The organism is Streptomyces sp. NPDC046203, assembly GCF_040646255.1.
Lineage (GTDB): Bacteria > Actinomycetota > Actinomycetes > Streptomycetales > Streptomycetaceae > Streptomyces.
The window spans coordinates 29,872-43,664 of the sequence record NZ_JBEYZX010000043.1 but is presented as its reverse complement, the minus strand read 5'-3'; the positions used below and the strand labels follow the sequence as shown (position 1 = coordinate 43,664).

Annotated in this window: 12 protein-coding genes; 2 read left to right on the top strand and 10 right to left on the bottom strand. The window is 71.1% G+C overall.

Annotated elements, in window-relative coordinates:
- Nucleotides 1–20: 20 nt before the first annotated feature.
- The 7 genes from hydA to ABZ990_RS25130 all read right to left on the bottom strand — a co-directional run bounded on the left by hydA (nucleotide 21) and on the right by ABZ990_RS25130 (nucleotide 9,081).
- Nucleotides 21–1,409 (bottom strand): dihydropyrimidinase, encoded by a 1,389-nt coding sequence (gene hydA / locus ABZ990_RS25160; protein ID WP_361235774.1) that lies wholly within the window; start codon nucleotides 1,407–1,409, stop codon nucleotides 21–23.
- 196 nt (nucleotides 1,410–1,605) lie between these two features.
- Entirely contained in the window at nucleotides 1,606–2,886 is a 1,281-nt protein-coding gene (locus ABZ990_RS25155; RefSeq protein WP_361235771.1) for an aspartate aminotransferase family protein, read from the bottom strand.
- The gene (locus ABZ990_RS25150) at nucleotides 2,883–3,725 is read right to left on the bottom strand and encodes a nitrilase-related carbon-nitrogen hydrolase (protein WP_361235768.1); all 843 of its coding nucleotides are present in this window, start codon (nucleotides 3,723–3,725) and stop codon (nucleotides 2,883–2,885) included. Before ABZ990_RS25150 ends, ABZ990_RS25155 begins: the two co-directional genes overlap by 4 nt.
- Before the next feature lie 306 nt (nucleotides 3,726–4,031).
- A complete protein-coding gene (locus ABZ990_RS25145; protein WP_361235765.1) occupies nucleotides 4,032–5,276 on the bottom strand; it encodes an alginate lyase family protein in 1,245 nt (414 codons plus the stop codon).
- Between the two features lie 343 nt (nucleotides 5,277–5,619).
- Nucleotides 5,620–8,067: a lanthionine synthetase LanC family protein gene (locus ABZ990_RS25140; protein ID WP_361235762.1), complete on the bottom strand. Its 2,448-nt coding sequence runs from the start codon at nucleotides 8,065–8,067 to the stop codon at nucleotides 5,620–5,622.
- 173 nt (nucleotides 8,068–8,240) lie between these two features.
- Entirely contained in the window at nucleotides 8,241–8,384 is a 144-nt protein-coding gene (locus ABZ990_RS25135) for a hypothetical protein (protein ID WP_361235759.1), read from the bottom strand.
- 292 nt (nucleotides 8,385–8,676) lie between these two features.
- Nucleotides 8,677–9,081 (bottom strand): helix-turn-helix domain-containing protein, encoded by a 405-nt coding sequence (locus ABZ990_RS25130; protein ID WP_361235756.1) that lies wholly within the window; start codon nucleotides 9,079–9,081, stop codon nucleotides 8,677–8,679.
- Nucleotides 9,082–9,149: 68 nt separating this feature from the next.
- On the opposite strand from ABZ990_RS25130, the gene ABZ990_RS25125 reads away from it, so the two are divergent.
- Nucleotides 9,150–9,827: an NAD(P)H-binding protein gene (locus tag ABZ990_RS25125; protein WP_361235753.1), complete on the top strand. Its 678-nt coding sequence runs from the start codon at nucleotides 9,150–9,152 to the stop codon at nucleotides 9,825–9,827.
- A gap of 80 nt (nucleotides 9,828–9,907) precedes the next feature.
- Here the strand turns inward: ABZ990_RS25125 and ABZ990_RS25120 are convergent, their stop codons facing one another.
- Together ABZ990_RS25120 and ABZ990_RS25115 are read right to left on the bottom strand one after the other, a co-directional pair.
- Nucleotides 9,908–10,513, bottom strand: coding sequence for a hypothetical protein (locus tag ABZ990_RS25120; protein ID WP_361235750.1), 606 nt, complete (start codon nucleotides 10,511–10,513; stop codon nucleotides 9,908–9,910).
- A 179-nt stretch (nucleotides 10,514–10,692) separates the two neighbouring features.
- Nucleotides 10,693–10,974 carry a helix-turn-helix transcriptional regulator gene (locus ABZ990_RS25115; RefSeq protein WP_361235747.1) on the bottom strand — a complete coding sequence of 94 codons (282 nt, stop codon included), beginning with the start codon at nucleotides 10,972–10,974 and terminating at the stop codon, nucleotides 10,693–10,695.
- A gap of 33 nt (nucleotides 10,975–11,007) precedes the next feature.
- On the opposite strand from ABZ990_RS25115, the gene map reads away from it, so the two are divergent.
- Nucleotides 11,008–11,775, top strand: a complete 768-nt coding sequence (gene map, locus ABZ990_RS25110; protein WP_361235744.1) for a type I methionyl aminopeptidase — start codon at nucleotides 11,008–11,010, stop codon at nucleotides 11,773–11,775.
- 81 nt (nucleotides 11,776–11,856) lie between these two features.
- On the opposite strand, the gene ggt is transcribed toward map, so the two are convergent.
- Nucleotides 11,857–13,704: a gamma-glutamyltransferase gene (ggt, locus tag ABZ990_RS25105; RefSeq protein WP_361235741.1), complete on the bottom strand. Its 1,848-nt coding sequence runs from the start codon at nucleotides 13,702–13,704 to the stop codon at nucleotides 11,857–11,859.
- Nucleotides 13,705–13,793: the final 89 nt, after the last annotated feature.

The following is a 13,793-nucleotide window of genomic DNA, read 5'->3' as shown; positions in this document are numbered from 1 at the left end:
GCGACCGCGCCGCCGGCCGGTCACAGGAACTGCGAGAGCCCTCGCGGGAGATACGTCCCGTGCCCCGCGTGACCCACGTACCGGCCGGCCTCGATCACCGGGACTCCCCGCGAGAGGACGGTCCGGACCTTGCCCTTCACCGACTTTCCTTCGTACGCCGAGTAGTCGACGTTCATATGGTGGGTCTCCGCGGACATCACCTGCTCCGCCTCCGGGTCGTAGATCACGATGTCCGCGTCCGCGCCCGGTGCGATGGTCCCCTTCTGCGGATACAGGCCGAACATCTTCGCCGGAGCCGCGCAGGCGATGTCGATCCAGCGGGTCCGGGAGATGTGTCCGTCGACCACCGCCTGGTGGAGGAGGTCCATGCGGTTCTCCACGCCGGGCATTCCATTGGGAATCCTGGAGAAGTCGCCGATCCCCATCTCTTTTTGCCCCTTGAAGCAGAACGGGCAATGGTCCGTGGACACCACCTGGAGGTCGTTCGTCCGCAGCCCTCTCCACAAGGCCGCTTGGTGCTCCTTCGGACGCAACGGCGTCGAGCAGACGTACTTGGCCCCCTCGAAGTCCGGCTCCGCCAGATTGTCGGTCGACAGGAACAGGTACTGCGGGCATGTCTCACCGAAGACCGGGAGGCCCTCGTCCCGTGCACGCGCCAGTTCGGCGACCGCCTCCTGGGCGGAGACGTGGACGACATAGACCGGGGCGCCGGCGACCTGGCTCAGCCGGATGACCCGGTGGGTGGCTTCGGCTTCCAGAAGCGCCTTGCGCACTTCGCCGTGATAGCGGGGATCCCGCTCGCCACGCGCCAGTGCCTGCTCCACCAGGACATCGATGGCCAGGCCGTTCTCGGCGTGGGTCATGATCAAGCCGCCGTTGTCGGCGGCGCGTTGCATGGCCCGGAGGATCTGACCGTCGTCGGAGAGAAAGACTCCCGGATAGGCGGTGAAGAGCTTGAACGAGCTCACACCGCCCTCGATGAGGGCGTCCATCTCCTTGAGCGAGGACTCGTTCACATCGGACATGATCATGTGGAAGGCGTAGTCGACGGCACACTGTCCGTCGGCCTTGTGTAGCCAGCTGTCGAATCCTTCGCGCAGCGACCCGCCCCTGGGCTGAATGGCGAAGTCGATGATGGTCGTCGTTCCGCCCCACGCCGCGGCCCTGGTGCCCGTCTCGAACGAGTCGGAGGCCGTCGTGCCTCCGAACGGCATCTCCATGTGGGTGTGCGCGTCCACGCCGCCCGGGATCACATACCTGCCCGTGGCGTCCAGGACCCTGTCGGCGGTCCATCCGTGGCTGTCAGGAGTGGCGAGCGCGACGACCTTGCCCTGGTCGATCAGGACGTCGACATGCATTTCGTCGGTGGCGGTGACGACCAGGCCGCCGGTGATCAGGGTGCGTGCCACAACATGACTCCGTTCGCGTCGGATACGGGTTGTCGTTCATGGAGCGGCGGCGCCGGCGCCCCGCCTTCGCGTGCGGGTACGGACCTGCCGTGGGCGCGGACCCGGACCCGGGCGCGGACTCGGACCGGGGTGCGGGCGGGCGTTGCCGCGAGCGGATCAGGGCCGCTCCGGGCCCTGACCCTCTCTTCTCGGCGAACTAGAGTGCGCGCAGGGCCTGTTCGAGGATGGCGGCGCCCTCCTCCGCTTCGGCGACGGTGAGCGAGAGCGGCGGCGCGATGCGCAGGGTGCTGGTGTTGTGACCGCCACCCTTGCCGAGGAGGAGCCCGCTCTCGCGGGCGGCTTCCAGGACGGCGGAGGCGGCCTCGGGGTGGGCGAGATCGGTGCCCGGCCGGGTGAGTTCGATGCCGATCATCAGCCCGCGTCCGCGTACTTCCCGTACGGCCTCGACGCCCGCCGCCGCGGCCCGGACGCGTTCGATGAGCAGACCGCCGACGCGGCGGGCGTTGCCCTGGAGGTCGTGGTCGAGGAGGTAGCCGAGGTTGGCGAGGCCGGCGGCCATGGTGACGGGCGAACCGCCGAAGGTGGAGATGGAATTGGCGTCGAGAGAGTTCATGATCTCTTCGCGGGCGACGACGCCGCCGATGGACATGCCGTTGCCGATGCCCTTGGCGAAGGTGAGCATGTCGGGCGGCCCGGCCTGGCCGTGGGCCTGCCAGCCCCAGAAGTTCTCACCGGTGCGGCCCCAGCCGGTCTGCACCTCGTCGGAGATCCACAGGATGCCGTGCCGGTCCAGGACTTGGCGGAAGGCGGCGTACAGGCCGTCGGGCGGGGAGGTGAACCCGCCGACGCCCTGGATGGGTTCGGCGATGAGCGCGGCGACGTCGCGGGTGTGGCCGAGCAGGTCCTCCAGGTCGGCGACGCACGCCTCGATGAACCGCTCGTCGCTGTACTGGGCGTACGGGCCCCGGGTGCGGACACCCCCGTGCACGTACAGGGTGTGCAGCGGGGAGAGGCCGGTGGGCGACCAGGAGCGGTTGCCGGTGATGCCCACGGTGGAGAAGGAGCGGCCGTGGTAGCTGTTGCGCATCGCCAGGAGCTGGCTGGAGCCCCGGTACGCGGTGGCCAGGAGCAGGGCGGTGTCGTTGGCCTCGGTGCCGGAGGTGGTGAAGAAGACCCGGGCGTCGGGGATGCCGGAGAGGGTGGCGATCCGCTCGGCCAGCTCCACCATGGGGCGGTTGAGGTAGAGGGTGGAGGAGTGGATGATCCGCCCGGCCTGTTCGGCGACGGCCTTGGTGACCTCGGGGAGGGCGTGGGCGGTCATGGTGGTGAGGATGCCGCCGAAGAAGTCGAGGTAGCGGTTGCCGTCGGCGTCCCAGACGTGGCGGCCCTCGCCGTGGGTGATCTCGATGGGCTCGCGGTAGTAGAGGGCGAGCCACTCGGGCAGGACGGCGCGGTGCCGGTCGTACAGACTGCTCACGGCTTCACCAGCCCGTCGTACGCGTCGGGGCGGCGGTCCCGGTAGAAGGCCCACTGCTGCCGGACCTGGTCGATGAGACCGAAGTCGAGGTCGCGGACGACGAGTTCCTCCTCCTTGTCGGAGGCGACGTCGCCGACGAACTGGCCTCGGGGGTCGACGAAGTAGCTGCTGCCGTAGAAGTCGTTGTCGCCGTACTCCTCCTGGCCGACCCGGTTGATGGCGGCGACGAAGTACTCGTTGGCGACGGCGGCGGCGGGCTGTTCGAGCTGCCAGAGGTAGCTGGACAGACCGCGCGAGGTGGCGGACGGGTTGTAGACCAACTTGGCTCCTTGCAGGCCGAGTTGACGCCAGCCCTCCGGGAAGTGCCGGTCGTAGCAGATGTAGACGCCGACCTTGCCGACGGCGGTGTCGAAGACGGGCCAGCCGGCGTTTCCGGGGCGGAAGTAGTACTTCTCCCAGAATCCCCTGACCTGCGGGATGTGGTGCTTGCGGTACTTGCCGAGGTAGCTGCCGTCGGCGTCGATGACGGCGGCGGTGTTGTAGTAGAAGCCGGAGTCCTCGATCTCGAAGACGGGGACGACGATCACCATCCCGGTCTCCCGGGCGAGGTCGCGCATCCGGCGCACCGTGGGGCCGTCGGGCACGGGCTCGGCCCAGCGGTAGTGCTCGGGTTCCTGCACCTGGCAGAAGTACGGGGCGTTGAACACCTCCTGGAACCCGATGACCTTCGCCCCCTGCCGGGCCGCCTCGCGGGCGTGTTCCTCATGCTTGGCGATCATGGATTCGGTGTCGCCGGTCCAGGTCGCCTGGACGAGCGCGGCGCGTACGACGTCGGTCATGAGCTGCTCCTTCGGCACGGCGTCAGAGAGCCTCTACGCACGTAGACGCGATGCGTAGGAGGAGAACGTAAGCCCCGTCACAGCCCGGAGCAAGACCACCACCGGGAAGCAGCGGAGTCGATCATGTTTCATACCCGAGTGGTCCACGCCGGACACGTAACGACACGTCCGGTGTATCCCGATCATGCTCGGCCCGCCCGTCCGCCACCCCCTCCCACCGCGCCGCCCCCTCGGCTCGCGAACCCCGAACCCCGGCCCCTGGCCCATGGGACTCGGGGCTCGGGGCTCGGGGCTCGGGACTCGGGGCTACGCCGGGGTCGGGTTGTCCGCGTGCGTCAGGGTCTCCCAGGCCACGAAGAGATCGTCGGTGCCGCCCGGCCGCAGCCGCTCCGCCAGCTTCTCGGTCTCCGGCAGGGAGCGGTGCATCCGCCCCCGGAAGTGATTGAGGGCGACCTCGACGTCCGGACCCATGGTGCGCTTGACCGCGCCCCCGCACAGCCAGCGCGGGGCGGCGGCCCCGAGCTGGTAGCGGGCGTGGAACTCCAGGGCGGCCGTCAGCCGGTCGGCCTCCTCCCGGTAGAGGTCGAGCCCCTGGTGCCAGGCGGTCTCGGCGATGTGGGCGGTGGCGGCCAGCGAGTAGCCGATGTGCATGAAGTTGCGGCAGGTCTCCTGCCCGAGCCCGTCCCGGTAGGTGCGCTGCCCGAACCAGTACGTGGCCAGCTGGTCGGCCGATTTGACGCTCCCGCCGGGCGGCGGCTTGGGCAGCGCCCCGTCGGAGGCCAGGTAGAAGTACGCGGGCACCCGGGCGCGGTAGCGCCGTACCGCGTCCTCGTAGAGCGTTCGGTCCTCCAGGAACACGGCCATGCTCATGGTGGCGTCGGTCATCGCCAGTTCCCAATTGCCGTTGTAGTCGGGGACCTTGGCGGTGACCTCGGGCAGATATGCCTTGCGCAGCATCCACTTGAAGCGCTGCACCAGGGGTCCCGGCCACGCCGGGTAGCCGGCGTGCACGATCTCGGCGGCGCGCGCCCAGGTGGAGCCCGACCAGGCGGTCTGGAGGTCGGCGTCGTCGCGTGTGTGCTCCTTCACCTGCTCCGACCAGGCGTCCATGATGGCGACGGCTCCGCGCGCGTACGCGGTGTCGCCGGAGACCGACCACATGAGGGCCTGGGTGTACGCGGCGATGGCGTCCTCGCGTTCGGCGACGCAGGCGTCGGTGCCGGCGTTGGAGGCGCAGGCGACGACCTTCGCGGGGTGCGGGGTGTAGTCGCGCGCCGCGTACTTGCTGGCGCTCATCTTCTCGTACGCCGACTTCCACGGCTCCTGACCGGCGGCGACGTGCTTCCGTACGGCGGCCAGCTGGGCCCCGCCGACCACCACGCCCGGGTGCCGGAAGTGCTGGGGGGCCGTTCCGGGCGGGGCGTCGCCCCGCGGTGTCCCGGCACCGGAACCGCAGCCGCCCGCGACGGCGGCGGACAGCAGCACGGCGGCGAGAGCCGCGATCCGGCGGGCGGCCCGGGACGGCCGGTGGTTCTTCCGACGAGGTTTCACCCGTCCACGGTGGCGCCGGGCCCCCGGCCCCGCATCCGCTGTCAGTGCCGCGACCGGCAGTGTTCGCCCGTGAAGGAGCGTCGTACGGTGCGTGCCATCGCAAGGCGGCCGGAAGTCCTTGTAGCGGAGCTACCAGGGCTTTTGGCCAACGCCGCGAGGGTGCGTGCCGGGCGGCGCGACAGGGCGAAGCTTGCCGGGAGGGGCACTAGGCCACCCGGTACGGCGTACGGGGGCGCCGCCCGGGGCGGCCCCTACCGGGCCCCCGGGACCTGTCCGGCGGATCAGGTCCCAAGGGGAGCTTCTCCTTGATCCAGGACGCCTGCGGACACGCCCCGGACACCGGTCAATGTCTGAAGACCGGGAGGCACTCTGGGCCACCGTCCGACAGCCTGCGGAAGAACGTCAGGATGCCGGCGAGTCCCTTCGCCCAGGAAAGCGAGCGGTCGGGGGTGTCGGTGGCGGCGAACCAACGAGGGTGCGACAGTGGTCCGCCGCTCCGCAGCAGGACATGCGCGGCCAGGTCGAAGGCCGCGTCCCGATAGCGCTCGGACTGGTCCACGGCGGCCAGGTTCAGCAGGTAGTCGCCGACACCGGCGGCGCCGCAGCATTGGCCGAGCGAGCTCAGCAGCGGGATGCGGGCGACGCAGGCGTCGGCCGCCTCACGGGCGAGGTCGACAAGGGACTCGTCGTCCAGCACCGTGCCCGCGTGCAGCAGTGTCTGCCCGAGTCCGGGCAGGCCTCGGCACCAGGACACGATCAGCGGTTCGGCCGACGGATCCTTCGCCTGATCGACGAGGTTGCGGGTGCGGTCCGCGAGAACGCGCACCCGGTCCGCGGCGGCTTCACGGGCCCATGCGTCGCCGGTCTCCCCGGCGAGGCTCACCAGCAGCTCCACCACCCCGGCCAGACCGTGCGCGCGTCCGGCCGTGACATCGGCTTCGCCCGGCAGCGGGAGGGGGCCGAGCGGCTGTTCCGACAGAACCGCCCGCGCGCAGCTCCGCGCCACCTCCAGATCCGCCGGATCCCCGTGGACGCGGTGGAAGTACAGATGTCCCAGGCCGACACCCACGGTCCCGTCGTTCAGGTCGAACGTCTCACCGCTCCACTCCGGCGGCGGCAGACTCCGGCCATGCCACCCCGCGATGCTCATGCCGCTCTCGACCGCTTCGGTGAGAAACATGTCCACTCCGGTCACGCCGGAGAACAGGGCGGGGCGCAGGCTCATCCGCGACGCGACGCGCGCGGTGAAGGCCGCCAGCTCGCGTACCGTCGACTCGACGGCCGGCCGTTCCCGGTGGTGCAGCAGCTCCAGGCCGATGCCCGCGCTGCCGGTGTAGACGCTCACGTCATGGGCGGCCTGCGTGTCCTTCGCGGCTTCCAGCACCTTGCCCAGCTGGCCGAGCAGATCGCCCACCAGGTTGTCCGTCACCTCGGCGGCCAGTTCCGCGGTGACCACGGGGGCCGGCGGCAGCGAAAGGAGTGCCGGCCGGTCGTTGCCCCCCGAGGCGAGCCGCCGTACCGCTGCGCGGGCCTGCTCCTCGTCGCCGAGCAGGTCCGCGATGGCGGACATGGTCCCGGACGGCGCGTGGTACCGGGAAATCGTCTGGAGCGCGCGCATGCGCGGCAGCTCCGGATCATCACCCACACTGATCGGCTGCAGATTGCTCGCCGCGAACAGCAAGGTCATGCCGAGGGCGAAGAGATCGTCGGTGTCGCGCGGCGGCTCGTCACGCCGCTGTCGCGCGGGCGCGTACCCCGGCGTCCATCCGGGCAGGTGCAGTCCGTCATGGAAGGAAAGACCGAAGTCGATGATGCTGGCGCCGCCACGGTCGCCGTCGCCGCCCTCGTCGCCGATCAGGACGTTGGTGGAGGAGAGATCCCGCATGACGACACCGCGTTCGTGCACCGCGATGAGGATACGAGCCAGTTCCTTCGCCAACCGGTCAAGGCTGCGCCCTTGTTCGCCCGTGCCCGGCACGTACGGGCCGTTGCGCCGTACGTCTTCGGCAAGGGTGAGCGGGCCGCAGTCGCTGGTGATGAGGAACTCGTCGTCACCGTACTGGAAGTGGTCGATGAACTGCGGCACACCGGCGACTCCGCCGAGAACCCCCAGGACGCGACGCTCGTTGCGCAACCGTACGCGGCTGTCGTTGTGACCGGCGGCCTCGGCGACCAGGGCGCGCGCCTGTTTGACGACCACACGCCGGCCGTCCTGGCGTTCGTCGATCGCGCGGTAGGTGTTGCCCTGGGCGGCCTCGCGAATCCCGACGACCAGACGGTAGCGCCCGTCGAGCAGGGTGCCGTCCCTGTCGCGATCGGTGTCCGTGCCGACATCGGAGAACGGGTCCTCGACCCACGACGGCTGTTGGTAGCTGAGCCCGGCGAGCGTGTCGAACTCCTCGCCGGCGGGTCCGATTATCTTCGTTGCCGGGGCGCCGGACGCGTGGGAACCGCGCCGGGCGATGAAAGACCCGTATCGGTAATAGACCGGGGCCTTCGCCAGCACTCTTCGATCGCTGAGGATTCGTGGCCCTTGATGGCCCCGCAGTTCCTCGGCGAGTCGCAACCCGAACTCACGGACGCGTCGCGGATCGGGGTAGATGGTAAAAGCTTTCCCCACACTCGCCGGGGCCGTGTGGCCATCGTTCAATGCGTGGAGCGCCCGTTGCGAGGACGCCAGCTTGAATGAACAGCCTTCGGCCGCCAAAAGCGGAATCAGCCTTTCCACCAGCTCGGGAAAGTCGGCCGCGCGGGAGGACACGTGCAGCTTCCATCCCTGCTCCGGCAACACGACTCCGTCCGGCCGGACAGCCAGCCAGACGGAGCCCTGTGTTACCGAACAGTCGGCGTCGACATACTGCCTGACGACCCGATTCACCCAGTCCGAGGAACCTGACTTTTCCATTCCCGCCTATCCAGATCCGAGTGAACCGCGGTCCGCCTATGCTGCGCCGACCTGGGGAATCAGCAGGTGAAGGAGTAGCTCAGGTTGGTCGTCACCGGGCACTCGGCCGAGTCGCTCTCCCAGCGGCTCTCGAACTCGACGGCGGGCTCCACCTCGGCGGAACCGGCAACGCGCGGGGTCATCTCCAGAAGAAGCGTGGACATGAAGAATCCTTTCTTCTTGACAGTGAGTTACTGAAACCTCCCCAGCGGGAGGCCAGGTAGCCACCAAGAAAACCAGATGGGGGTCTTCTCGGCAATGGGTTTTCGATCTTCGATTTCGAGTTCGATCAGGCATCGTCCGACGGCTCGCCGGCGAAGCCGGAGCCGGACCGCCGCCACGACGGACGGCAAGACGCCGGAGTGCCTTCACAGCGGAGCCATTCGGGCATTTCGGCAGCGCGGCCAGGTGCCGTGCCGGGCGTCACGGCCCCGGCCGAGATCCGCCGGACAGCGCTCAGGAGGCGTCGGCCGCCGTGTCGTAGCTGTCGCGCGCCTCGGTGATCGCGTTCCCGTGCGCGCGGGCCCAGGAGCAGGCGGCGTCGAGGGGGTCGAGCAGGGAGCGGCCGAGTCCGGTGAGGGCGTACTCGACCCGGGGCGGGTGCTCGTCATGGACGGTCCGGGAGACGAATCCGTCGCGCTCCATGGCACGCAGGGTCTCCGTGAGGACCTTCGGGGTGATCCAGTGCAGCGGGACGCGCAGCTCGGTGAAGCGGCGCGACCGGCCGTCCTCAAGGCAACGCAGCACGACGGCGGTCCACTTGCCCCCGATCACGACCGGACGGGCGGACCCTGAGCAGGCGGGGTCGTGGAACAGATCGCTCGGCAGCGGGCTCGCGCCGCGGATGTCGGACTCGGTCACGCCTTCGAGCGTAGGGCCTGGCTCGGTATCGTTGAAGTAACCGTGCCCCTCCGTCCTACTGTCCCGGCATGACGACGAACACGAAGAACGACACGACCGGTTCCCTTCTTGTCTTCGGCGCCGGCGGACGGGTCGGGCGGGCCGTGGTCGCGGAGGCGACGGCCCGCGGCCTCGGGGTGACAGCGGTGGTCCGCGACCCGGCGAAGTACCGTGATCTGGAAGGGGATTCGGTCCGGCTGGTCCAGGGCGACGTGACCGATCCCGACACGGTGGCGACCCTCGCCCCGGGTCACACGGCGGCGGTGAACGCGACCGTCCGGCTCGACGTCTCCTCGGTCGGGCACTACACGGCGGCGGCGCGGGCGCTGGTCGCGGGCCTGCCGAAGGGCGGGGTCGGCCGGCTGGTGGTCGTGGGCATCGCCACCACGCTGGAGACCGCGCCGGGGGTACGGGTGATGGACGCGCCCGAATTCCCGGAGGAGTACCGGGCGTTCTCGCAGGGGCACGTGGCGGAGTTCGAGCTGCTGGCGGCCGAGGCCGGGCCGGAGCTGGACTGGCTGATGGTGGTGCCGCCGATGGATCTGAACCCCGAGGCGCCGGTGACGGGCGGCTACCGGTCGGCGGTGGGCACGGTCCTCGACGGCGCGGGGCGCATCGCGCACGCCGATCTGGCCCGCGCGATCGTGGACGAGGCCGTCGGAGCGCGTCACCACCGGGTGCAGTTGGCGGTGGCGTCGCGGGACTGAGGCCGGGGCGGTGCCGGCGCTGGTGCCGATTTTGAGCGGACGCCGGTCTCGGAGCGAGCCGACGCCAAAGCAAAGGGGTCTCAGCTCGGACGAGGGTTCGTGACCCCTCGGCTGCGGGACCGGGCCCGCCCCAGGGCCCACAGGGTCAGTCCCACCAGGAGGGCGGCCCCGGCCGCGTACACCGGCAGCCACAGGGTCGTCGTGGCGGACAGACAGTCCGCGACGGCCGCGTGCGCCTGGGTCTCCTGGGCGTAGGCCAGGGCGCCACCGGCGCCGTGCGCCAGGCTTCCCAGCGCCGCCTCGGCCTCCAGCCGCGCGTAGGCGCCGACCGCCTCGCACCGGTCACGGGTGCCGGGCATCGGGAACAGCCAGGCCCAGCGCTGCATCATGGGCGCGAGGACGAGCGCCACGCACAGGCCGACGACCAGCGAGAACGCCACCAGGTCCACGACGTACCCGGAGCGCAGGCCGGGCGTCCAGACCGGCAGCCGGAAGAAGGCGACGACGATCGCGAGCAGCGTCACCCCGATGTACAGGGCGAACCACTGCCAGGAGCCCTGCGCGAGCGAGGCCGAGAGCACGGCGGCGAGGGCGATCCCGATGACTCCGGGCTGACCGGCCACCGCCTGGGCGCTCGCGGGGGCGGGTGCCGGTGCCGGGGTTCGCTGACTGCGGCGGTCGTCCACGGTGCCTCCTGCCTGGTCCGGCTCCCAGCATCCGGGCACGCCGCACCGCCGGACCGGCGCCATGCCGGACCGTCCGGAAGCCTGGCCCGGTTGGCGGGTGGGTCGAGGCGGTGGCGGCCCGAGACGGCTGCCCGCCCGTCACCGCCCGGCCGCCCGGCCGACCCGTCTCCCCGCCGCCGTCAGGCCGCGGCGGCCTCCGGCCCCTCCGCACCCTCCGCCGGGAGGACGCAGTGCTCCACCAGCACGTCCAGGGACAGATCGAGGACGCCGGCGAGGGCCGCGACGGTGAAGAAGGCCGGGGTCGGGGCCCGGCCGGTCTCGATCTTGCGGAGGGTCTCGGCGGAGAGTCCCGCCGCGGCGGCGATCTCGGCCATCGAGCGACGGCCGCGCGCCACGCGCAGCAGCAGGCCGAGCCGCTCGCCGCGTTCGCGCTCTTCGGGGGTCAGGGGGGTGCGCACCATGCCGCCCATTCTAATACCGGTATAGTAATTGGCATGATGGAGATCAAGACCGACGCGAATCTGAAGGCGATGCGCGAGGCCGGCCGGGTGGTCGCCCGCGCCCTGGAGGCCGTACGGGCCGAGGCGGCGCCCGGCGTTCCGCTCACCGAACTCGACGGCGTGGTACGGCGGATACTGACCGAGGCGGGGGCGACCTCGCCGTTCTTGAACTACCGGCCGGCCTGGGCACCGGTGCCCTACCCCGCCGCTGCCTGCCTGTCGGTGAACGACGCGATCGTGCACGGCGTGCCGGACGGCACCCGGCTCGCCGACGGCGATCTGCTGAGCGTGGACTGCGGCGCGTCGCTGGGGGGCTGGGTCGGGGACGCGGCGGTGAGCTTCACCGTCGGCCGGGCCCGGGCCGAGGACACCCGGCTGATCGACACGGCGTACGAGGCGCTGGAGGCCGGTATCGCGGCGGCCGTGGTCGGCAACCGGATCGGCGACATCGGGCACGCGGTCGGCCGGGTCTGCCGGCGGGCCGGTTACGGCCTGCCGGACGGGCTCGGCGGCCACGGAGTGGGCCACACGATGCACGAGGACCCGGCCGTCCCCAACGAGGGACGTCCGGGCCGGGGCGTGCCGCTGCGGCACGGAATGGTGATCGCGATCGAGCCGATGCTGACCGGCGGCGGCCACGACCACCACTACACGGGGCGCGACGGCTGGACCATCCGGACGATCGACGGTTCGCGCGCGGCGCACGTCGAACACACGGTGGCGATCACGGACGACGGCCCGCGCATCCTCACCGCGCTCTGATCACGCCGTTCGGATCGCTCCTCGGGTCGCTCTTCGGATCGTTCTTCCGATCGCTCTTCGGGGCACCTCGCGGGGATCCCGTCAGGGCGCCGGGCGGACGACCATCGCCGAGCCGCCGCCCCGCCGCACCGTCTCGGCCGCGGCCAGCCAGCGTCCGTCGGGCAGCCGCTGGACGCCGGTCGCGGCGCCGATCTCCGGGTTCTGCCGGAAGCCGTGCCCGAGCGCTTCGAGTTCGGCACGCAACGGGCTGTTCCACAGGGCCGGTTCGAGTTCCGTGGTGGTCTGGTTGCGCTGGCTGGCACGCGGTGCGGCGATGGCGTCGACGAGCGGAAGACCCCGGTCGAGGACTCCGGTGAGGGTCTGCAGGACGGTGGTGATGATGGTGGCGCCGCCCGGGGAACCGAGCGCGAGCACCGGCCGTCCGCTCTTGTCGAGCACGATCGTCGGGGAGATCGAGGAGCGCGGGCGCTTGCCGGGGCCGGGCAGGTTGGGGTCGTGGACGGCGGGGTCGGCCGGGGTGAAGGAGAAGTCGGTCAGCTCGTTGTTGAGCAGGAAGCCGCGCCCGGGGACGGTGAGGGCGCTGCCGCCGGTGGACTCGATGGTGAGGGTGTAGGAGACGACATCGCCCCACTTGTCGGCGACCGTGAGGTGGGTGGTGTTCTCACCCTCGTACGTGGTGGGCGCGGCCTTCCCGCCGGTGGCGCAGGGGGCCGGGTGGCGCGGGTCGCCGGGGGCGAGCGGGCTGGTGAGCACGGCGTCGTCGCGGATCAGGCAGGCGCGCGTGTCGGCGAACCGCCGTGACAGCAGGCCCTGGACGGGTACGTCCTCGAAGGCCGGGTCGCCGACCCAGCGGCCCCGGTCGGCGAAGGCGATCCGGCTGGCCTCGATGAAGCGGTGCAGGTACCGGGCGTCCGAGGCGCGTGAAAGGTCGGTCGTCCCCAGGATGTTGAGAGCTTCGCCGACGCTGGTTCCGCCGGAGGAGGACGGGGCCATGCCGTAGACGTCGAGGCCCCGGTAGGAGACCTTGGTGGGCTTCCGGCGGATCGTCCCGTATCCGGCGAGGTCCTTCTCGGTCAGGTCGCCGGAGCGGACGACCCGGGTGGCGCCAGGGCGGACGGGCGGGTGCTGGACGGTGTTCACGATGTCGCGGGCGAGCGGGCCCTTGTAGAGCGCGCCGACACCTTCGCGGCCGAGCTTCTCGTACGTACGGGCCAGGTCCGGGTTCTTGAAGGTGCTGCCCACGACCGGCAACTTCCCGCCGGGCAGGAAGAGTTCGGCGGTGGCCGGGAAGTCGCGGAAGCGTTCCTCGTTGCCGGCGGTCTGGGAGCGGAAGGTGTCGTCGACGGTGAAGCCGTCGCGGGCGAGCCGCTCGGCCGGTTCGAGGAGCTTGCGCAGCGGCTTGCTGCCCCAACTATCCAGCGCCGTCCGCCAGGTGGCCGGGGTGCCGGGGGTGCCGACGCTGCGCCCGCTGGTCATTCCCTCGTCGAAGGGGATGGCCTTGCCGTTCTCCACGAAGAGGTTCGCGTCGGCGGAGGCGGGTGCGGTCTCGCGGCCGTCGATGGTGTGCACCGTACGGGACTTGGCGTCGTAGTAGACGAAGTAGCCACCGCCGCCGATACCGGCCGAGTACGGCTCGGTCACACCGAGGGCGGCGGCCACGGCGACGGCGGCGTCGACGGCGTTGCCGCCTTTGCGCAGCACCTCGACGCCGGCGGCGGAGGCGTCCGCGTCGACGCTGGCGACGGCTCCGCCCCAGCCGGTGGCGACGGGGACCTTGGCGGGTGGGCCGGCGGGCGCCGGGGCGGACGGGGGCGCCGCCGTGGCCGGTGCGACCAGGGCGGACGGGGCGGCTGCCGCAACGGAGAGAACCGTCGCGGCGACGGCGAGGAGCGATACGGAACGGGCGGTGGATCGGCGCTTCCGGGACATCGTGTGTACCTCCAGTCGACGACCGTCCGCGCAGCGTACTTCCGTTCCGGCCCGCCGTCAGGACCGCCGCCGCCCGGTCTCGTGCGTCA